Raw genomic sequence first — 22,057 nt, 5'->3', positions numbered from 1 at the left:
ACTTTCTGGCTTAAAAATTCAGCATATCAATACCTGAATGAACACGTATAACCGTTAGCTTTAATATCCCTAAGGTTTAAGCCGCTCGAACCGCATCCGCAATATATTCTGCTTGAGTCTGCGTCATTATAGTATCGGTAGATTCGACCATGACCCGAATAAGTGGCTCTGTACCCGATTTACGCAACAGCACTCGACCTTGGTCGCCTAAGATCCCTTCGGCTTTAATCACAGCTTGCTGAACACTACGTGTCGCTAAAATGCTATCGGCATCAGCGGTGGCTAAACGTACGTTAATCAACACTTGCGGAAGTTTAGTCATGCCAGCTTTAATCTCAGACAAGCTCTTCTGGGACTCTAATACAGCTTTAAGTACCTGTAAGGATGCAACTATGCCGTCACCTGTTGAAGCATGTTGCAAGCTCAATATATGCCCAGAACCCTCACCACCCAATTGCCAGCCAGTAGCTTTAAGTTGCTCAACAACGTAGCGGTCACCTACTTTAGCGCGAACAAAAGGGATATCCATCTGCTTAAGCGCAAGCTCTAAACCAAGATTTGACATTAAGGTACCAACCACGCCACCTGTCATTTCACCTTTGCTGTGGGCTGCCTGGGCAAGGATAAATAAAATCTCATCACCATCAACCACATGGCCATTGTGATCGACAAACATAACACGGTCAGCATCACCATCGAGCGCAATACCTAAATCAGCTTCATGTACCATAACCGCAGTTTGCAAACTGTCTAAATGTGTGGCGCCACAGTGATCATTAATATTCACGCCGTTAGGTTTGTCATTGATGCTAATCACTTCAGCACCAAGTTCACGGTAAACATTCGGCGCGATATGGTATGCAGCACCATGGGCGCTATCGACAACAATCTTTAATCCCGCTAAAGACAAATGATTTGGAAAAGTGCCTTTGCAGAACTCAATATAACGACCGGCTGCATCATCAATACGGCGTACTTTACCCAGCTTTTCCGAGGCAATACACTGCATCGCATTCTGGTTCAGCGCCTTTTCTAACAAGGCTTCGATTTCCAGTTCCTGGGCATCATTTAACTTAGTGCCGGAATTAGAAAAAAACTTAATGCCATTATCATAAAATGGATTGTGTGATGCGCTAATTACTACCCCTGCATCAGCACGAAATGTAGAGGCTAAATACGCAACCGCAGGTGTAGGCATAGGGCCAATAAGCGCAACATTCACGCCCGCAGCAGAGAACCCTGCTTCCATTGCCGACTCAAGCATATAACCACTACTACGGGTATCTTTACCAATCAGTACTTCTTTCGTTCCGCTAGACGCCAGCACAGTACCCGCAGCCCAACCTAACTTCATCGCGAAATCCGGGGTAATAGGGAAAGTACCAACTTTGCCACGCACACCGTCAGTACCAAAATACTTCCTAGACATAAAAAACCTATATTATAAAATGTCAACTCAACTAATTAATATTAAAAGCTGATAAAAAGAAAACGAAAACCAACACCATCAACATTCACTTATAAAAATAAATTTCCATCAAAATTGAGAAGTGACTTGTAACGATTAGATTTTAATTACACGAACTAGTATGCATTTTTGTTTATAAACCCCTTGAAAATAGTGGCAGTAATTATTTTTATATCAAACCATAAAGTCCAGTTTTGAATATACTCCAAATCATATTTGATTCGCATCTCCATCTTTTCAAGAGTATCAGTCTCACCTCGCCACCCATTAACTTGCGCCCAACCTGTAATACCAGGTTTGACTTTATGACGAAGCATATAGCCACTAATAAGCTTTCTATATTCTTCATTATGAGCGACAGCATGTGGACGAGGACCAACTATAGACATACGCCCCTGAAGCACATTGATAAACTGAGGTAATTCATCAAGCGAAGTAGATCGTAAAAATTTTCCTAGAGGAGTAATCCGCGAATCATTCTTTTTAGCTTGAGTTACGTTCTGCCCATTCTCCATTACTGACATTGATCGAAACTTCCAAACTTTAATTGGTTTACCATCGATGCCATATCTATTCTGTTTGAAAAAAACAGGACCTTTCGAAGTAAGCTTAATAGCTATTGCAATCAATAATAAAAACGGGAAGATTAAGGTAAGAATCACAATCGACAAGATCACATCTTCCGCTCTCTTAAGAATAGCATTAAGCCCATCAAGCGGTGAGTCATAAATACTAATTGTAGGTATACCACTAATTACATCACTTCTAGCATGCAACAATTCAAACATAAATATATCAGGTACCAAATAAACTGAAACAGTAGTATCAGACAACTCATTAGCAAGCCACTTAATTCTCTTTTCTGCTCGCATAGGTAAAGCGATATACACCCGGTCAATGCTGCCCTCTTTACAATCGGAAATTAGTCTTTCAAGATCACCAATAGTCTGAGCACGAATTAGAGCGTCATCACAAGGCTTATCATCATAGTACCCAGTAAAAACTAAACCAAGAGATGGTGATTCAATGATTTTCTTACATAAGCTCTCACCTAATATACCCGCACCTGCAATAGCAATAGTACGAGTATTAATCCCTTGCGACCTAAACTTAGCTAGAACTATTCGTAAACCGATACGATAAGAACAGAGTAACAAAAGTGTTGTAAAAAACCAAAAAAGATTAAATGAATTTAACAAAACATATTGGGGTGAGAATAAATTAAAAACAAAAAAAAGCACTGCACATGAAAAAGTCCAATATAATGTGGTCCGCTTCAATTCTGTATAAGTAGAAAGGCCACGCCAAGAAATATACAGCCCCCCGACCTCACTCATAAAATAAAACAAGATGACAACTAAAGCCGTAATTGCAGTATGCTGCAGACTCCAAGACAAATCAAAATAAGTTTGAGAAAAAAACATACCTAAAATAACGAATAAAATATCCGAACATCTCTGAACCAAAGATACAATCGTCTGATTACTATTGAAAATACCAATATCAAATTGTTTCATACAAACCTTGTGACAATGAAATTTAATTAAAATTAAGTCTTTTTAAAAAATCTTTCCTTCAATAACAGCATTAGATATTTTGAATTTGTAATAAGGTAGCGCTTCCACATTCTACCAGGCTCTTGCATAACTCTGTATAGCCACTCTAAACCTGCATTTTGCATCCAAATAGGGGCCCTTTTGACCTTACCCGCAACAACATCAAAAGTACCTCCAACTCCCATTACAAAATCTACACCTAACTGCTCTTTCCAGCGGTTTATGAAATTTTCTTTTTTAGGAGAAGTGATAGCGACAAAAAGCAGTCGAGCTCCCGAATTGCGTATTTTATCAATAACCAGTTGTTCATCATCCCAAAAATAACCATTATGAAAGCCAGCTATGATCAAATCAGGGTTTTGCTCTTTAACCTTTTTAGCCGTCAAAGAAACAACATCATCGGTTGCACCCAACAAAAAAACTGGGAACTGATTATCAGAACTCATTGCTAACAAACGATGAAACAGATCAACACCAGCGACACGCTCAGGTACTTTATGACCGCAAAACCTAGCGCCCCAAACAACCCCCATACCATCAATATTAACTATATCGCAAGACTCTACAGATTCTTTTAATATATTATCCGTTTGCATATTTATTAACTTAGCAACGTTTACAACACAGTGCTGAGTAAATTCTTTCAATATAATACGTTCTTCAATCGCAAATACAGTGTCCGTCATATTACAAGCATGCATTTTTGACCCAAGAAATAATATATTCTCTTTAGCTACATTTTCATTATTCATCAATTATATCATCATTTTTTGAAAAGGTTAAAAAGGTTGAAATTGAGTAAAAGAACAAAACCAAAGTAACAGAGGACATCAAAATTAGTTTAACAATCAAAACTTCCTCTATTGCAAAAGTAAAAACAAAAAACAAATACAAAAACAATGAAAAAAGTAGAATAACCCCAACCCTAATTTGCTGACCAACAATAATAAGTGGAATAGCTAAACACATGAATACATAATAAATTGCATGAGAAAGTGACAATGACGTTATTAAATAAATCGGGTCATGTTTAAACTCAACATTATATAATAGGGAAATAACCCAATTACCTAATGATATAGCAGGCAAAGCAGACAAAATAAGAAAAAAAGAAAATTTAATTGTTAATTTCCACAAATGCAAAAATTTATTTCTGTCATGATGATAACTAATACTAATCTTTGGGTATATCATCATCAAGATAGTACCCGCAACAATAGAAACGGATTGTGTAGATATTGTTGAAGCAATAATAAATGTTGATGTAGACTCAATCTGCTGAAAAAAACGATCTGCATAAATAAAACCTGAAATACCAAGATCAAGTAATAAAAGCGGGATAATGTTTTTTAAATACTCATAAAAATCTACTCGTTTAACATTGCAAATATCTCCATCAATATCTACATTTAAATACTGTAAATAAACAAACGCAACTGCACCAAGAAAAAAACCAATAAAAACACTTTCAACAGAAGAAAAAAAATAAACAAAAGCAATCGCTAGTAACCACTTAAATACTTGTGCTAGTGTGTCTGTTAATATAAATAAAAAAGTTTTGGCCTGCAATCTTAAATGGGCACCAAAAAAATATAAAGCCCCATTGACAATTATAACAATAATTAGTACTAATGCTTCAAACACTGGATAAAAAAATAAAACCAAAAAAAAACTTACAAGTGAGACCAAATAAAAATAGAGGACACTGACACGCTCATTTACTTTATTCCTTGCAACACAAAGCTTAATAATTGAATTTTTTTGAGACTGGAAAAAACATGAAATCACCCACATCAAAAAAGAATACATTAATAAATAATTTGTAAATTCAACTCCAGAAAGTACCTTTTCGAAAATTGAAATGGAACCTAAAATAAGCAATGGTGGTAATGCTCTATTTAAAAGCGATAAAACAAACTCAATCCTCAGATTCATTTACTCTATTTCCAATAACTTTTGCTGGCACTCCAGCCACAATGCTGTAAGGAGCGACATTTTTATTTACAACAGCTCCAGCTGCAATAATTGCTCCTTGACCAACTACAACTCCAGGTAGAATAGTTACTCTAGCACCCAACCAAACATCAGAATCTATTACTATTTTTTTATATGTATATCCTTGGGTATTGATCAATTTTGATTTACTAAATTTATGATTGCGAGTTAACAATATACAATCCATCGCAATCAGCACGTTGTCACCAATAAAAATTCCACCGCCACCATACATACTTACTCGTTTACCAATGTAGACATTAGCTCCAATGTTTACATGTTGGGGTTCAAGTATTTCTACTTGTGCCATAATTCTAGAGTTGGGCCCAATACTACCCAGCGATAACCTCCAAAATATCTTACTTAAAGGTGCTAAAAATTTATAAAATGAAACATTACCTGAAAATAATCCCATAAGCTTTACTAAATTATACTTAAACTCAGATCTCATAATACTGTTTCCTGTATAAATCTAAAAAACCAACAATTGTTAACAAAACAAAAACTGGGTTTACGATTATATTGCCGATAAACATTGGCATAAAAATCAATATCAACAATGGCATCGATAAAATTTTAAACTTCCTAATTATCAACACAAGTAATAGAACAAACAGTATCAAACCTATAATTCCCTGTTCAACTAATATCCGTATAAAATCATTGTGCGGATCTGTATACATAAAACTATAGGCATATGAACCATAACTCATAGTAGCAAGGCCATTGCCAAAAATAATATGCAATATATCAGAATCAAAAAAGCTTTTTAAAATCATAAGCCAATACACTAAACGCCAAGATAGTGAACCGCTTCCCCCTAAGTTATCACGCGAGAGTAGATCACTTAAGTTAATTTGATTTAAGAACATAATTTGGTCTAGGAATTTATCAGCAAAACCGAAAATAAATAGCAATGGAGAAATAGTGGCAAGTAGAAAAAGCCCGCTAGGTCTAACTAATTTAGTTCTATATTTATACAAAATAAGTACAAGAATAACAAAAATACCACCGGAACTTTTCGAAAGCAACAACATGAACAAGACCGCTGAAAATGCAAAACTATAAGTAAGAACATAATCACGCTTAGTTATAAATAGGAAATATGCTGCTATTGGAACTAAATAATAAGCAAAGTGATTAGGATGTGAAAAAACGAAAGAATATCTACTAAGGCCAGTTAACTCCTCAACAAGATAAAACTTTCCAAATGGGAGTAAAATATACGGAATTAATGCCAAGAACACAAAAGCAACATCTACTTTAATAAACCGAATTAAATTATAAATAAAAAGTGGTAATACTAAGTAGCTAGCATATCGAATAAAAACCTTAAAAGACTCAACTACTTCGCCACTAATCAGTATAGAGGCAAATAATGAAAAAAACATTAAAAAAAGTGCTACTAAAAGTATATATGATCTCTTTATTTTATAATAACCCACGAATAAAAGCATTAAAATGTAAAGAGGGAAGATAAAATAAATAGCACTAGATTCAATACTGACAAGCAATGCTATTATACATAATATTAACGTCATTTTTTATTTACAAACTTTCTGAATAACTGATTATTAAAATAATGAAAAACATTTTCATCCTGAATTCTTTCTTTATTTTTAATAAATGACCCAAAAAAACCCTTTGCAAAACCAAGCGCATTACTTGGCTTTTTAGGAAACAAATATAAACACTTTATAAATCCATAAAATAAAGAACATCCACGATAATATGATGCAAAACCATAGTATTCATAGTTAACTTTAACTCCTACCTCTCTTGAGTAAACTTTAGCATTTGGAGATACTACAGAGGACCAACCTAAAATTGCAGCTCTAGCAGAGCTAATTGCATCAGCTGATGGTCCGATTACATAGCCAGCAGCACTAAAGCAGTTGAAACGCCACAATCTACACCCACCTCTAACCCAATTAGGATTAGCAATATCCATTTTCCCATCATTTAAATAAATTCTTCCGCTGGTAATTCCAACTTCGGGATTATTAGTTAAAAAGTTGGTCAAAACTGAATAATAATCTGATTCCGGAAAACAGTCTGCATCTAAAATCCCGATAAAATCTAGATTATTACTTGATTTGTGTAAGAGGTAATCAAAACCAAAACGGATTATTGATGCATATTTAAAGCCTAGCTCATGCTTACCGCCAAATCTATCTTCATTTAAAATATGAAGGTGTACTACATTTTTAGGTTTTAATTTTTCAGATAAAGCGATCTTACTGCCATCATTACTTCCATTTTCTACAATAACCCAATGTTCAATGACTAAATCTTGTGACTCAATAGAAGCAAATAACTGATCAATAGAATCGATTTCATTATGTAATGGTGTAACTAATCCAATGTTCATTTTAGCCCCATATTATTTACATACCAAGGCATTGTTTTTTGTATACCTGTATAAATAGTATCAGTCGGGAAATATCCAAGTTTTTCAGTTGCTTTAGAAATATCAGCCTGAGAATGCATAACGTCTCCCACTCTAAAATTCTTATAATTTGGAACATTAGAAAATGTTACATTATTTTCTTTTAAAGACATTTTTATTATATCAAAAAGATTATTCAATGACGTACGGTCACCAACAGCGACATTATATATTTGGTTTTTTGCAGTATCAGGGGCAGTAGCAGCAAGTATATTCATTTGTACAGTATTATCTATATAACAAAAATCCCTACTAGTTTCACCATTACCATTAATATAAATATCTTCATTTTTGATCATAGATGCAGACCATTTTGGAATTACCGCAGCGTATGCGCCATTCGGATCTTGTCTTTTTCCAAACACATTAAAATAGCGTAATCCGATTGTATTGAACCCATAAGTCCTAAAATACACATCCGCGTATAGCTCATTTACATACTTTGTTACAGCATAAGGAGATAATGGCTTCCCAATATTATCTTCAACTTTTGGAAGTGCAGGATGATCACCATAAGTCGAGCTACTTGCAGCATATGTAAAGCTTTTTACGTTGCATTCCTTTGCAGCATTCAATAAATTTAAAAAACCAGTAACGTTTGTAGAGTTCGAAGTTATTGGGTCAGAAATTGAACGAGGAACAGATCCCAACGCTGCTTGGTGAAGTATATAATCAACGCCCAAAACCGAATGTAAGCATGTTTCGTAGTTACGAATATCACCTTCAATAAAACTGAAATTCTGCCATTGTTCATCAGTTACTAAATCTTGAACCTCATCAAGATTATATTGATGCCCAGTTGAAAAATTATCTAACCCAACAACTTTCTGATTTAGTTTTAATAATTTCTCCAGCAAATTTGATCCAATAAAGCCTGCTACACCAGTTACTAACCATACTTTTGGATATTTGAGTAATTCTAGTTGTACTTGTTCGTATTTAGTCATTATAACTCCATTAAAATTGGTGAAGACTTAACTCCACCGTTTGTTGTTAGTATGCTAGATCACTATAAACGCATATCAACATCTTGCTTTGGTAAAACATATTTAAGATCATACAAAACATGCTCTAACTTACCATAATCTCGAATTTTTTCAGTCCCCATGTGCTTAAATTCATCATGAGCTACAGCTAGAATAATCGCATCATAATTACCATTTCTAGGTATATCTGTTATTTCAAGAGCATATTCATTTTGTGCTTCATCAGGTGAACACCACGGATCAACTACATCAACATTCATATTGAACTCTTTAAGTTCTTCTACAATATCAATTACTTTTGTATTGCGCAGATCGGGACAATTTTCTTTAAAAGTCAATCCCATTATCAATACATTAGCGCCCTCAACGTGAATACGTTTTTTTAGCATTTTTTTAACGAGCTGTGCTACAACATATTGGCCCATTCCGTCATTAAGCCTTCTGCCAGCTAAAATCATCTCAGGATGGTAACCTACTGACTGAGCTTTATGAGTCAAATAATAAGGATCAACACCAATACAATGCCCACCAACTAACCCTGGCCGAAAAGGTAAGAAATTCCATTTAGTACCAGCAGCCTCTAATACTTCCAATGTATCTATTCCCAACTTGTTGAAAATTATTGAAAGCTCGTTAATTAGAGCAATATTAACATCACGTTGGGTATTCTCAATTACTTTTGCTGCCTCAGCTACTTTTATAGAAGAGGCCTTATGAGTTCCTGCAACAATAATCATCTTATATAGTTGATCAACGAATTCGGCAATCTCTTCAGTGGAGCCGCTTGTTACTTTAAGGATATTAATAACACGATGTTCTTTATCACCTGGATTAATTCTCTCGGGTGAGTAACCTGCAAAAAAATCAATATTGAACTTTAAACCTGAAATTTTTTCGATTACTGGAATACATACTTCTTCAGTCGCTCCTGGATAAACTGTTGACTCATATATAACAACATCACCAACTTTAATTATTTTACCTAATGCTTCTGAAGCTTTGACTAATGGAGTTAAGTCCGGTTGTTTGTGCTCATCGATTGGAGTAGGAACTGTAACTATGTAAACATTACAAGTTATAATATCTTCTAAGTTACTAGTAAATTTTAGATGCTTTGCATTTTCGAACTCTTCAGCTGTACACTCTAATGTACTATCAACACCATTTTTTAATTCATTAATGCGAGCGATATTAATATCAAATCCATGAGTCTCACATTTTTTTCCAAACTCTATAGCTAAAGGTAAACCTACATAACCGAGTCCAATTATTCCAATTCTCAGATTATCTAATTTCATATTAATTCCAAATGCCTTTTGTATCAATTAATAATTTTGTATTAATCTTACACTGCTTAAATTCTTTGTGATCGACAAGTACTAAATGAAGATCTGCAATTTCCAATGCGTCCTGCATATCAACCAATTCCAACGTTGATAGCACTTCGGGCAAAACTTGAATATTTGGCTCAACGACAAGAATCCTACCTTTGTGAGTTTTAGCAATGCAACAAACAATCTCCTTAGCAGGACTCTCTCGCAAATCATCAATATCTGGTTTAAATGCTAACCCATAACACGCTATTGTTATATCTTTTGCTGTTTTCTCTGGATTTGCAATTAAATAATCAGCAATAGCAAGTTTAACTTTATTAATTACCCATTTCGGTTTTGAATCATTAACCAATCTTGCTGTATGAATAAGCTTTGCTTCACTAGGTGTCTTTGAAACAATAAACCATGGATCAACTGCAATACAGTGTCCGCCGACACCAGGGCCCGGTTGTAATATATTTATACGCGGGTGACGATTTGCTAATGAAATCAATTCCCAGACATCAATATCTAATTTATCGCAAATAATAGAAAGCTCATTAGCAAAAGCAATTTGAACATCGCGACAACTATTTTCAGTAAGCTTTGCCATTTCAGCTGTGCGAGCATTAGTGATAACGCAATCCCCCTGAACAAAGGTCTTATAAAGCTCTACCGCACGTGCCGAGCATTTTGCCGTCATTCCACCAATTACACGATCGTTTTCAACTAATTCACGTACGACTTGTCCGGGGAGAACACGCTCAGGACAATGCGCAATGTTGATATCAGCATCTTCACCAGCAGTTTGTGGGAAAGATAAATCTGGGCGCGCATCAGCTAGCCATTGAGCCACTTGCTCAGTCGCGCCAACAGGTGATGTTGACTCTAAGATCACCAAATCCCCTTGCTTCAAGACTTGCGCAATACCATTACATGCTGATTCGATATAACTCAGGTCAGGCTCAGGAATAGCACCATCTTCAAAAGGCATAAATGGTGTTGGCACTGCAATTAGAAATGCATCTGCTGGCTCCGGAATACTTACTGCTTTAAGATAGCCTTCAGTAACAGCTGCATGGACTATCATATCTAAATCTGGTTCAACAATATGAATCTGACCTAGATTAATCGTGTCGACAGCAAGCTTATTAACGTCAACACCAATAACTTTTTTCTTACGTGAAGCAAACATGGCAGCGGTTGGTAAACCAATATACCCCAAGCCAATTACTGAAATAGTCTCGAATGACATGATATTTCCTTGTACGAACTTCTGAGCCGAGTTGTAATCTCGAACTTGATAAAAATTTGATATTTAAATAAAGTAGAGTGAATGTAATTAACTGTAGCAAACCATGCGAAACTAATTAGCTAGAACTAAAGCAATTGTTGCGAGCTTGATAATATATCGCAAATACGTTGGCATGCTTTCCCATCCCCATACGGGTTGTGTGCTCTGCTCATTTCTTTATAAGCAGTTTCACTACCAAGTAAATCATTTAGTGCTGAAGTTATTTTATTCACATCGGTACCAACAAGCTTCACAGTCCCAGCATCGACTGCTTCAGGACGCTCAGTGGTATCGCGCATAACTAGCACAGGTTTACCTAAGCTTGGTGCCTCTTCTTGTATTCCACCAGAGTCAGTTAAAATAATGTAAGCTCGGTTCATCAAGTAAACAAATGGTAAGTACTGCTGGGGCTCAATTAAGTGTACATTACTGACACCATTTAAAATACGATTTACAGGCTCTTGAACATTAGGGTTTAGATGTACTGGGTACAATATCTGGCAATCTGGGTGTGCTTTAGCCGTTTGCGCTAAGGCTTCGCAAATACGCTCAAAGCCACCACCAAAACTTTCACGCCGATGACCTGTGACTAAAATTAATTTTTTACTTTCATCGAGCATTGGAAACTGTGCAGCAAGTGTTTCATTTAGTTCCAAATCATCTTCTATTTGCTTTTTTACGAGTAATAATGCATCGATAACCGTGTTACCGCTAACGAATATGTTTTCACTAGCGTAGTTTTCTTTGAGTAAATTAGCCTTTGAGGTATCTGTAGGAGCAAAATGATATTTAGTTAGAGTTCCAGTTAACTTACGATTAGCTTCCTCTGGCCATGGTGAATAAATATTACCAGTTCGCAGTCCTGCCTCAACATGACCAACAGCGATTTGCTCATAATATGCCGCCAAACTTGCGGCAAAAGTCGTTGCTGTATCACCATGAACTAGCACAACATCAGGTTTGAACTCCTTAAGTACTGGGGTTAGTTCTTGTAAAATACGACTTGTTATCTCAGGTAGAGTTTGACCTGCTTTCATTAAATTTAAATCATACTCCGGCGTGATCTTAAACAACTCAAGAACTTGATCTAGCATTTCGCGGTGCTGCGCAGTAACACAAACTTTTGCCTCAAAACGGCTATCATTTGCTAGGGCATGTACTAGTGGAGCCATTTTAATAGCTTCGGGCCTAGTTCCAAATACTGTTAATACTTTCACTCTTACATCCTTTGTGAGTTTTAATTAGCTTTAGAATAACATTTCACGTTGAGTTTCTTTAATCGCACTTTCATTATAAATATAAACTTAAATAGTTTTAAATATAAATAACGACTTCTTTAAATCAATAACATTACACACTATTCCCCTGATTTATACTCATAATTATAATAGCCATAATAACCATATGCATTACTAGCTTTCTTCAAAACACCATTGAATACTACGCCTTTAACATCAATTCCATTTTGTTCAAAGCGGTTACGAGTTAGTTCAATCTCACGCAAATGGTTCTGGCCAAAACGAGTAACTAATAGTGTAGTCCCGGTCTGTGCGCTGACAATAGCGGGGTCAGTTACAGCGAGAATCGGCGGTGTATCAATAATCACTAAATCGTAGGCAGAACTAACTTCAGCAACTAATTTGCTGAAATTTTCATGCATTAATAATTCAGAAGGATTAGGCGGGATTTGGCCACGGGTTATCACATTTAAGCCTTCAATAATGCTTGGCTTAGTAACTTGGTCTAAGTTTAAACGACCTGATAAATAGTCACTTAAACCGTCCTCCCATTTCAATCCAAACTGAGTTTGTAAATAACCTTTGCGCATATCTGCATCGATAATTAACACTTTTTTGCCACTTTGGGCTAACACGGCAGCTAAGTTGACCGAAATAAATGATTTACCTACACCTGGGCTAGGGCCTGATATAGCAATAATGTTATTTTTTGCTTCAATCATCGCAAAATGCAAGCTAGTGCGTAAACTGCGCAATGCCTCAATGGATAAATCTGCGGGATTATCTACGGCAAGAATTGATTTAGCTTTTGCTGTAGACTTGGCTTTGCGTGATTTCCCGAAACCTAAAAGCTTATCCTGATTTTCAGAATAGGGCACGCTTGCATAAACAGGCAAACCTATACCCTCAATCTCACTTGGGTCTTCAACTCCCCTATGCATTGCTTTCTGCACTAAAACAATAGCAACAGCAAATAAACCACCTAGCATGGTCGCTAATATTACAATTAAAGCTTTCTTGGGTTTTACAGGCTTTGAGGTATTAACTTCGGCTGAATCGATAATTCGAACATTACCAACGGTCCCCGCACGGACAATATCTAACTCTTGCACTTTACCTAATAGCATAGTGTAAATCTGATTACTCACTTCGACATCACGCTTAAGGCGCAATAACTCTTGCTGAGTTTCAGGTAAGTTACCGACCTCACCAACTAACTGTTTTCTCTGTTCTTTCACTGCACTTATTTGCTGAACCAGACCTTGAAATGCTGGGTGGTCTTTTTTAAATTTTAGACCCATTTCCAAACGTTTGAGTTCAAGCTCTTGTAATTGGGTCTCCAGTTTAACAACCTGCTCAAGTACGCCTTGAGTTTCTAACGTTATATTAATTGACTGGCGTTTAATTTGGTAATCGTTAAAGCGCTGCTCAGCAAACTCGAGTTGTTTTTTAATTTCAGGTAACTGAACTTCTAAAAACTCCAGTGATTTTTGTGCTTCCGCTGAATTACGTTCTACATTACGACGTACATAAATTGCCGCAACTTTATCAAGTACTTGTTCAGCATAGCCTGGCTTATCACTTTCTAAGCTCAAATTTACAATACCTGAGTCTTTACCTTTCTCACCAGCACCTAGAGCTTCTTGTAAATCCAAAATAGTATTTAATCTATCCTTACGCTCTAAAATGAATTCAGTTCCTGGACGAGCATGGAGGCTTCGCACTGTTAAGTTAAAATTACCGTTACTCAGCTCCTCTCCGACTTTACCTTTAAGTAATTGTTCACCTTCATCATTAAATAAGGCTAGGCTGTTGTTCTCAAGAGCAACTAGAGTGAACTCCATTCCGATGGCTGATACAGGTATATCGAAGCGAAAAATATCAATACTCTCACCGCCCCAAGCATAACTTGTGGCACCAAAACTGGGCTCAGCGATATCGTTCTCGTTAAGAGAGCTGAACTTTCTATAAGCTCTCGCGCCAATGAGAGGAAATATTTTAGGTTCAGCAACAATATCAAGCTTCAATGTATCCACGGCTTCACCAATCACTGAGCGCGATTTTAGTAACTCGATTTCGGTAATGGCAGCAGAGGTGCTCTCGAACATACCAGCCATATCATCTAAGCCAGGGACTGAGGACCCACCTTTTTCAACTTGAATCATCGCTGTCGCTTGATAAACAGGTGTAGAAAACACCGCATACATCACACCAATCAACATAAACAATGTTGTCAGGCCAATAATAAAATATTTGCGGTCTAGCAATGCACCAAAAAGTGCCATCAAATCGATTTCTTGTGCTCGTTGTGCAAGATTATCAGTTTTCTTTGTTGTAGGCTGAACACTCATTAAATTGCCATTCCTTTATAGATACTTTTGCCAAGCGCTACAAGCGCCGTCGATTAATGCATATACGTGTTCAAATGCTTCTTGGCTTTGACGATATGGGTCGGGAATTTCTGCATTATTTATCCATTTCCCCAATAAAAATGTTTTACCTCGGGCCTCAGGAAAGCGGCTGTGTAAATCATTTAAATGACGTTGTTCCATAACGAGAATAACGCTATTAGAAGATACTAATTGCGATGATAATTGCTGACCTTTATGCTCATCCATTGTTACACCATGACTAGCGGCAATTTTTTGAGCCATTGGATCCGCAGACTTTCCTACTAAAGCAGTCAAACCCGCAGAGGATACCTTTATTTTTTTATCTGCTAGTTTGGCTTTTAATACGTATTCAGCAGTTGGACTGCGGCAAATATTACCAGCACAAACGACTAATATAGAATCAAACATAATTAACTACCCTATTTGGAAACTAATTGCCCAAACTATCTACACGTTCAATTGAAGTAACAGAAGGCAAGAGCAAGCTGATTACGCGGTTCCAACGGGCCAACGGTGCTGTAGTAACATAAACAATATCATGTGGTTGCAATTCGAACTGCTCTGCTAACACCATGGAGGCGATGTTTCTAGCATGTAATTGATACACATCAGCAAGAATACCGCTTTGCTCATAATCGCGTTTACGCAAAACAAAAATACCATTTGCATTTGCTGTGTTCTCGTTCAAGCCACCAGAATCACTTAATGCCTCTGCTAGATTGAGTCCATATCGATTAAGGGACACAGTCCCCGCTTTCTTAACATCACCTAATACAAACACTTTTTGTGTATCGTTGCGATTAACATGGACAATATCACCATTTTGCAACAAACGGTTTTGCGAAATATCACCTTGAGCATAGAACTTATCTAATTGAATCGTTTCAGTGGTATCGCCACGGGTGAAAGTGACTGTTCGCCAATCCGCAGAGTCAGATAAACCACCCGCTTGATTTAATGCGTCGATAAGTGTTAATGGGATTTCAGTGACAGGATAGACACCTGGTTTGGTGACTTCACCAGTAATGTAGGTTTTTTGGCTTCTAAACCCGACCACTTTTATGTCTACTTGAGGATCTTCGATTACTTTGCTTAAACGCTTAACTAACTCTTTATGGAGCTCTCTAACTGTTTTGCCTACTGCCGGGATATTTGGAGCATATGCATAAGTAATAGTGCCGTCTTCTTGAACCCTAAAACCATCAAACTCTGCAGTTCGCTGAACCGCAGCAGGAATAGTTAACTCAGGATGATCCCACACGCCGATAGTTAACACATCGCCAACACCTAATCTGTATTGGTAGTGACTGGTATCAATACCCGCATTGCTTGACATGGTCTTTGGACTTTTACGCAATTGATTTTGCTGTGATATTAATGACGCATCAATGATTTGAATATTTACTTTTTTGAGATCTTCCTCCAAATTGTGGATCTGCTCTTCGGATTCAATACCTTCAAAATGACTCCCGGGCACAAGGGCACACCCAGACATAGTCACAAGTACAAAAGATGTTATGAGTGATTTGTAGCGAAACGTCATCGTAGGATCCCAATTATTAAAATATTTCTATCAGTAGTGAGGCATAACTCAGCACTCAATTATGGTGAGTCTTTATGTATACCTGTTTAAGGATAAGCAGATTTTTCGAGCGACCGCTTAAGGAAAGGCCCATAAAGCGGCACAGTATATCAGGCACAAAAGTGTTCAATTTTAAACTAAAAAGATGTTTTAAAGCTAATCAATACTTAAACCATATACAGTAGAAGGTAAAAATACATGTTAGTAGCAGCAAGCAGTTTTACAGACCTTTAAATACTGTAAAACGTGACCTTTCCTAGGATGCTTTCAGACACGCTACCGGTCCGCGTGGCGGCCATAGGCCTTCGGCGTCCGCTTAGCGAATGAAACTATTCATTCGATAAATATATCCCTATATAGCTACCAGTTCGGTATCCGTACCTCTCGTTCGAGAGCTCAACCTGCGGTTTCTCACCTTTCAGACACGCTACCGATCCGCGTGGCGGCCATAGGCCTTCGGCGTCCGCTTAACGAATGAAACTATTCATTCGATGCCCTTCAGGCACGCTACCGCCCATAGATTGCGGCTTCTATATTGCCCTTCGCGACGCGAAAATTCATATTTTTCAAGCAATAAAGCTATAGCATTCTCTACTGTAAAGAATGGTAAGGCTCTAATCCTTTAGTATTCCTAGCGGGTGCTATCCTTGTGAGAAAAACACGCTGAGCAGTTTGTACTTTCTATGAGGAAAAACAACAATCGCTTAACTAGGCTAATTGTCGCCTTGACCTCAATATCACTTTTAAACACTAAATCTAGTCACCCCATACAAGGTCACCATATCATTAAAGCATTCTCTCAATCTAAGCGTTTAGTTAGGCACTGAATACCTAGACTTCTACTCAAAACTTCATTATCACAACTTTAGATTATAGAAGTTTACTGTAAACTCTCATTTTCAGCTGATTAATTAACAACCAAACACAAGTCGCCCGCTTAAATTTTAGACATCAGTTTGTAACCAAACAAACCAACAACTTCAACTAAAAAATAAACCATTGATTTATAATACCTTAAATGACCTACATAAATTGCAGGCAAAAAACATGCCCCCAAAAAATAGCTAATATCCTACAAACACATCGTCATAATTCTTACAATGTTGCTTGCATCACTTGCTTAACAGCAAACTCTTTCAACACTTTTCTCTGGCACAGTAACTGTCTTTATCTGTCCCATGATGCTAAATAAAACGTGACAACGCTTATTTGGGCATTTTTCTTGAAAAATACCTTCTAGATCAACAAACGGTCCATCTGTAAAACGAATTTTTTCCCCAGTTTTTAGCTCTAATGCTTCGGCTAATACCGTTTGGGAAGGCGTTAATTCTTTCATGCGAATGGCATGGATAATTCTGTCGTCAATGGGCGTCATTTTTTCTTGACAATTAACGATTCGATTCACACCACGAGTAGAGTGGACCTGCCTAACGCTTGTTTGGCTCGGGTCGAAATTGATGAATAAATAATTAGGGAATAATGGTACACGACAGACCTGTTTCCGTCCGCGCTGAGATTTCTCTTCAGAGACCATAGGTAAATAGGTCTCTAAATTTTGAAGTGCTAAGTTCTGTTGCGCTCTCGCTTCACTACGAGGCTTACAATACAAAAGGTACCATGCCTTCATACGCTAATCTCACTACCCTATTTTAAGTGACGTCCATTCACGGGTCGCAATCATAGCAAAGATGCTTAAGTCGATGGAAGTAGTTTTTCGCCTATTCCAGTCTCTCGCTCGGTATGCAGACAATGTACGCTTACATTAGCAAATTCACATCTAAAATCACGGCAACACTATATTGCTGATAATGTCACCACTTAGCTTACCAAAATTGACTTTGGTTGCTTTTAAGGGGTATATAAGGTGGGATTTTAGCGAAAATACTCATTTTACAGCTAAAACCATTACTTTTATTATAAGAACGTAACAATAACCCATACGTAACTAGCGGTTATTCAACAATTAATGAATGCATTTGTGTTAATTGATTGCTGATTAAACCTGCAGGCGATATTGGGACGAGCAACAACCATTTTTCTGTGGCGACATCATCCTGTTTCAGGGGCCCACAGGCAATCACGAGCTTAAGGTGGAAGACTTCATGAGCGTAGCAAAACCACAAGGAACGATGCTTGGGCATCCTAAGGGATTGTTCCTGCTGTTTACAACAGAACTTTGGGAACGTTTTAGTTATTATGCAATGCGCGCCATTTTGGTACTTTATCTAGTCGATAAAGTGCAGAGTGATGGCGGGCATGGTCTAGGTTGGACTCAAGCAGAAGCATTATCGCTTTATGGTACCTTCACAGGGTTAGTCTACTTAACGCCACTTATCGGCGGCTGGTTAGCCGATAACGTACTGGGTCAACGTAAAGCCATTTATTTTGGTGGCGCTTTAATGGCTGCGGGTCAATTCTTACTTGCTGCACCGCATAGTTGGATCCCAGGTTTAGAAACAACTGTGTTCTATATTGGTTTGGGTACTCTCATTCTGGGTAACGGTTTATTCAAGCCAAACATCTCCACTATGGTGGGTGATCTTTACGAAGAAGGCGATCACCGTCGTGATGGCGCATTTACCATTTTCTACATGGGCATCAACTTAGGTGCTGCCCTGTCAGGCTTTATAGTCGCCTGGGCTTATACTAGCTTCGGACACGCTACTATCGTTGATGGACAAGAAGTGTTTGTTAACAACTGGCAAGCAGGTTTCTTCTGTGCCGGTGTTGGTATGATTTTCTCTTTAATCATCCAATTTTTGTTCGCACAGAAGTATTTAGGCGATATCGGCAGAGTGCCAGCCGCTAAGCTTGAAAAGCAAAAAGCGGAAGAGAAAGGTGAAGTACGTAAAGAACCTCTGACCAAAGTTGAACGTGACCGTATTAAAGTCATCATGGTAATGGGTTTGTTCACAATTATATTCTGGGCTGGTTTCGAACAAGCTGGCGGTTTAATGAACTTGTTCACTAACGAGTTCACCGATCGCATGGTCGGTAGCTTTGAAGTTCCGACGACTTGGTTCCAATCATTAAACGCTATTTTTATCGTATTATTTGCACCTGTAATTGCTTCTATCTGGATCCGCTTAGGTAAGAATGAACCTAACTCTCCAGTGAAATTTGCGCTTGGCCTGTTCTTACTCGCGATCGGTTTCCTATTCATGATAGGTGCTGTAATGCAAATGGGCGGTGATGCATCGGTTAAATCGAGCATGTGGTGGTTAGTGGGCGCTTATTTCTTCCACACTATGGGTGAACTTTGCTTATCACCTATTGGTTTATCTATGGTGACTAAACTGGCTCCACTGCGTATTGCATCTTTGATGATGGGCGCTTGGTTCCTATTCGTTGCTGCCGCCAACAAGATTGGCGGTGTGGTTGGCTCATTCATCGGCCATGGCGGTGCAAAAGAAGAACAACTGGCAAATGCAATGGCGATCTTTTCTGGCATTGCCATCACAGCAGCTCTTTCAGGTATTATTCTGTATTTTATGGCTGATAAATTAGTGGACTGGATGCATGGCGCTGAAAGCAAGCACCAGACTGAAGCTGAAGTCTTAGAAAGTGAAATTGCTGTAACTGCTGAGCATGAAGCAATAAAACGCTAATTAGCTATTCGACAGTAAAAACAAAAACGCCTTACTAGCAATAGTAAGGCGTTTTTCGTTGTGTCGTGTTTGAATTGAATACTGACTTCATAATTACGTTAGCGACGAACTAAAGACTCAACTGTAGGAAACCACCTTCGGGCATTGCGGCATCGTAAACCAATCCCTTAAACTTATTCTCAAGCAAAACTTGTTTATGTTCAGGCTCACTGGTCGCAATACATAACTGCTCTTGCGGTAAAAGACTGCGGAACTGAATACTCGGCTTACCCCAATCTAATACACCCAGCTGAAGGCTCTCTGAGAGTGCTAGCGGGCTTAATCCCTCGTCATTACGCAAATAGCAACGCAGCCCCTTCCCAGCCTGCGCGATAGCAGCACGGTACTTTGTCAGCTCGATAGAGACATAAATCATATCCGCTTTGATATCGAGACCCGACTTAACTAAACGTTCATTCAAGTAGCTCATCATATTGAATGGTTCAATAATGCTTTGACTCTGGCCATTTCGAAAATCTTTAAGTTTCTGATTAACAAAACTTCTCAGCAGAACGCAAGCAAAAGCGGCTCGATTATCTTCAGGATATAAATGCGCCATGTACATGATCAAGTGATCAGTACCGACCATAGTTGAATCAATAAAATAACTGCTAATGTCACTATTTTTATACAGACTGTAGTCAACCTTAGCCGCCGGATAGCTTATGTTTGATGCGGGGAACAATTGTTGCTGCACTTGCTTTGCGGCAGCAACACTCTGTTCGAGCAAAGCGAGATTATCGCTTAACTCTTGATGGGATAGGGCTTCAAAATCGGCAGCTTGAGTATCATCAATGTAGGAACTATGGAGGCTTTGTTTAATCGCTTGTTCAATGATGAATAAATCGGATACTGGTTTAACGAGATAATCACTGGCGCCAATCCGTAATGCCTCAACAACGTCAGCCATGACATTATTACCCGAGATCACAACAGAAGGGACTAGCGGCGCTAACCTGGTCATTTCCTTAAGCATGTCAAGCCCGCCAAGCTTAGGCATGCTTAAGTCTGCAAGAACAACATCAAAGTGCTGCGATTTAAAAAGTGATAATCCTTCTTCACCGTCACAGGCTTGCGTGACTTGCGCGCCTCTAGTATCAAGAAAGCTTGCGACAATCTGCCGAAACACCGGATCATCTTCAACTAAAAGAACCGCAACACCATTTAACGCCATAAAGGTTCCTGAATAGAATTCATCGCATTGCCATTACTCAAGTTAAAATACCGATAACGTTTTTCGATAATGCTAACACTTGAATACTAAAGACAAATGCTGTCAAGTACGGCCTAGAGGGTTACTCAAGCTCCTGCATATACTGATCGAGTAACTCATCATCATCTTGTTTTTGAGGAACATTACCATCATAGACTTTATAGTCCATATGTTGTAAATACGCATCTTTGACAAAGGCATAAGGATCGAGTGCATTATCAACGAGTCGTTCTTGATCGATCGCAGACGCTCTGGAATGAAGATTTTTAAGTCCCCATTTAACAATGGTTTGCCACATTGTTAACTCAGACAAGGGAAAGTATAGACCATCAACCCAATCAGACGCGAGTTCTCGCACGACGTAAGGACCCGCAAACGGCGCCATGAAGTATGGTCCATTAGGCACGCCATAATAACCAAGCACTTCGTTAAACTCATCTTGCTTACGGCTCATACCCATCATATCTGCGACGTCAATGACACCTAATAAACCGACTGTAGAGTTGATGGTAAAACGTCCACCGGCATTCGCCGCCCAGCCCCACTTTCCTTGCAGCACGTTGTTTACCAAGCTGCTAGGTTCTTCTAAATTCTGTACAAAATTATTGACGCCTGTTTTAGCTGGCATTGGAATATAATCGTTATAACCATGGGCAACAGGACGATATAAATATCTATCTAAAAAGAGATAGTTAAAATCCCACATTGCACGGTTAAACCCTTCGAGCGGGTCGCGGGGATCATCATAGCTGATTTGTACCTTAGCAGGTGCTTCCTGCTGAATGGTATCTGATACGGGCACTTCAGCCGCTTGCACTTTAGGCAACAGCATTAACCCCAAAGATAATCCCATCCATTTTAACTTCATATCGCTCTCTTAATATAAATGTACAGCTTAGGCATCAAGTTTTCGCTAAAGTGAC

At 38.1% G+C, this 22,057-nt stretch carries 17 protein-coding genes and 2 pseudogenes; 1 reads left to right on the top strand and 18 read right to left on the bottom strand.

The window, feature by feature from the left end; all coding sequences use genetic code 11:
* Positions 1–76: 76 nt before the first annotated feature.
* The 16 genes and pseudogenes from glmM to rfaH all read right to left on the bottom strand — a co-directional run bounded on the left by glmM (position 77) and on the right by rfaH (position 17,901).
* Complete coding sequence (gene glmM / locus OX890_RS09005) at positions 77–1,429, bottom strand: phosphoglucosamine mutase (protein ID WP_268650458.1); 1,353 nt, start codon at positions 1,427–1,429, stop codon at positions 77–79.
* A gap of 155 nt (positions 1,430–1,584) precedes the next feature.
* Positions 1,585–2,985 (bottom strand): undecaprenyl-phosphate glucose phosphotransferase, encoded by a 1,401-nt coding sequence (locus tag OX890_RS09000; RefSeq protein ID WP_268650457.1) that lies wholly within the window; start codon positions 2,983–2,985, stop codon positions 1,585–1,587.
* 32 nt (positions 2,986–3,017) lie between these two features.
* Positions 3,018–3,776, bottom strand: a complete 759-nt coding sequence (locus OX890_RS08995) for a WecB/TagA/CpsF family glycosyltransferase (protein ID WP_268650456.1) — start codon at positions 3,774–3,776, stop codon at positions 3,018–3,020.
* Positions 3,769–4,959, bottom strand: a complete 1,191-nt coding sequence (locus tag OX890_RS08990) for a hypothetical protein (protein WP_268650455.1) — start codon at positions 4,957–4,959, stop codon at positions 3,769–3,771. The genes OX890_RS08995 and OX890_RS08990 overlap by 8 nt, the downstream gene beginning before the upstream one ends.
* Positions 4,955–5,125, bottom strand: a pseudogene (locus OX890_RS21220) (DapH/DapD/GlmU-related protein); the annotation flags it as partial. The pseudogene OX890_RS21220 and the gene OX890_RS08990, both read right to left, overlap by 5 nt.
* A gap of 84 nt (positions 5,126–5,209) precedes the next feature.
* A pseudogene (locus OX890_RS21215) lies at positions 5,210–5,329 on the bottom strand (hypothetical protein); the annotation flags it as partial.
* A gap of 130 nt (positions 5,330–5,459) precedes the next feature.
* Positions 5,460–6,410, bottom strand: coding sequence for an O-antigen ligase family protein (locus tag OX890_RS08980; protein WP_268650453.1), 951 nt, complete (start codon positions 6,408–6,410; stop codon positions 5,460–5,462).
* Between the two features lie 146 nt (positions 6,411–6,556).
* The gene (locus OX890_RS08975; RefSeq protein WP_268650452.1) at positions 6,557–7,390 is read right to left on the bottom strand and encodes a glycosyltransferase family A protein; all 834 of its coding nucleotides are present in this window, start codon (positions 7,388–7,390) and stop codon (positions 6,557–6,559) included.
* The gene (locus tag OX890_RS08970) at positions 7,387–8,415 is read right to left on the bottom strand and encodes an NAD-dependent epimerase/dehydratase family protein (RefSeq protein ID WP_268650451.1); all 1,029 of its coding nucleotides are present in this window, start codon (positions 8,413–8,415) and stop codon (positions 7,387–7,389) included. The genes OX890_RS08975 and OX890_RS08970 overlap by 4 nt, the downstream gene beginning before the upstream one ends.
* A gap of 62 nt (positions 8,416–8,477) precedes the next feature.
* Positions 8,478–9,752, bottom strand: coding sequence for a Vi polysaccharide biosynthesis UDP-N-acetylglucosamine C-6 dehydrogenase TviB (gene tviB / locus OX890_RS08965; RefSeq protein WP_268650450.1), 1,275 nt, complete (start codon positions 9,750–9,752; stop codon positions 8,478–8,480).
* A 1-nt stretch (position 9,753) separates the two neighbouring features.
* Entirely contained in the window at positions 9,754–11,022 is a 1,269-nt protein-coding gene (gene wecC, locus OX890_RS08960) for a UDP-N-acetyl-D-mannosamine dehydrogenase (protein ID WP_268650449.1), read from the bottom strand.
* Between the two features lie 125 nt (positions 11,023–11,147).
* A complete protein-coding gene (gene wecB, locus OX890_RS08955) occupies positions 11,148–12,278 on the bottom strand; it encodes a non-hydrolyzing UDP-N-acetylglucosamine 2-epimerase (protein WP_268650448.1) in 1,131 nt (376 codons plus the stop codon).
* A 140-nt stretch (positions 12,279–12,418) separates the two neighbouring features.
* Positions 12,419–14,650 (bottom strand): polysaccharide biosynthesis tyrosine autokinase, encoded by a 2,232-nt coding sequence (locus tag OX890_RS08950; RefSeq protein ID WP_268650447.1) that lies wholly within the window; start codon positions 14,648–14,650, stop codon positions 12,419–12,421.
* A 15-nt stretch (positions 14,651–14,665) separates the two neighbouring features.
* Complete coding sequence (locus OX890_RS08945; RefSeq protein WP_268650446.1) at positions 14,666–15,100, bottom strand: low molecular weight protein-tyrosine-phosphatase; 435 nt, start codon at positions 15,098–15,100, stop codon at positions 14,666–14,668.
* A gap of 22 nt (positions 15,101–15,122) precedes the next feature.
* Complete coding sequence (locus OX890_RS08940; protein ID WP_268650445.1) at positions 15,123–16,235, bottom strand: polysaccharide export protein; 1,113 nt, start codon at positions 16,233–16,235, stop codon at positions 15,123–15,125.
* A gap of 1,159 nt (positions 16,236–17,394) precedes the next feature.
* Positions 17,395–17,901, bottom strand: coding sequence for a transcription/translation regulatory transformer protein RfaH (gene rfaH, locus OX890_RS08935; protein ID WP_268650444.1), 507 nt, complete (start codon positions 17,899–17,901; stop codon positions 17,395–17,397).
* A gap of 475 nt (positions 17,902–18,376) precedes the next feature.
* On the opposite strand from rfaH, the gene OX890_RS08930 reads away from it, so the two are divergent.
* A complete protein-coding gene (locus OX890_RS08930) occupies positions 18,377–19,882 on the top strand; it encodes a peptide MFS transporter (RefSeq protein WP_006085592.1) in 1,506 nt (501 codons plus the stop codon).
* A 109-nt stretch (positions 19,883–19,991) separates the two neighbouring features.
* Here OX890_RS08930 and OX890_RS08925 read toward each other — a convergent pair whose 3' ends face one another.
* Entirely contained in the window at positions 19,992–21,095 is a 1,104-nt protein-coding gene (locus tag OX890_RS08925) for a response regulator (RefSeq protein ID WP_268650443.1), read from the bottom strand.
* A gap of 121 nt (positions 21,096–21,216) precedes the next feature.
* Positions 21,217–22,002: an MlaA family lipoprotein gene (locus OX890_RS08920; RefSeq protein ID WP_242326015.1), complete on the bottom strand. Its 786-nt coding sequence runs from the start codon at positions 22,000–22,002 to the stop codon at positions 21,217–21,219.
* Positions 22,003–22,057: the final 55 nt, after the last annotated feature.

It is taken from the genome of Shewanella sp. DAU305, from assembly GCF_026802235.1.
GTDB classification, from domain to species: domain Bacteria; phylum Pseudomonadota; class Gammaproteobacteria; order Enterobacterales; family Shewanellaceae; genus Shewanella; species Shewanella baltica.
The sequence above is the reverse complement of the archived record's forward strand: the minus strand, read 5'-3'. Positions and strand labels throughout refer to the sequence as shown.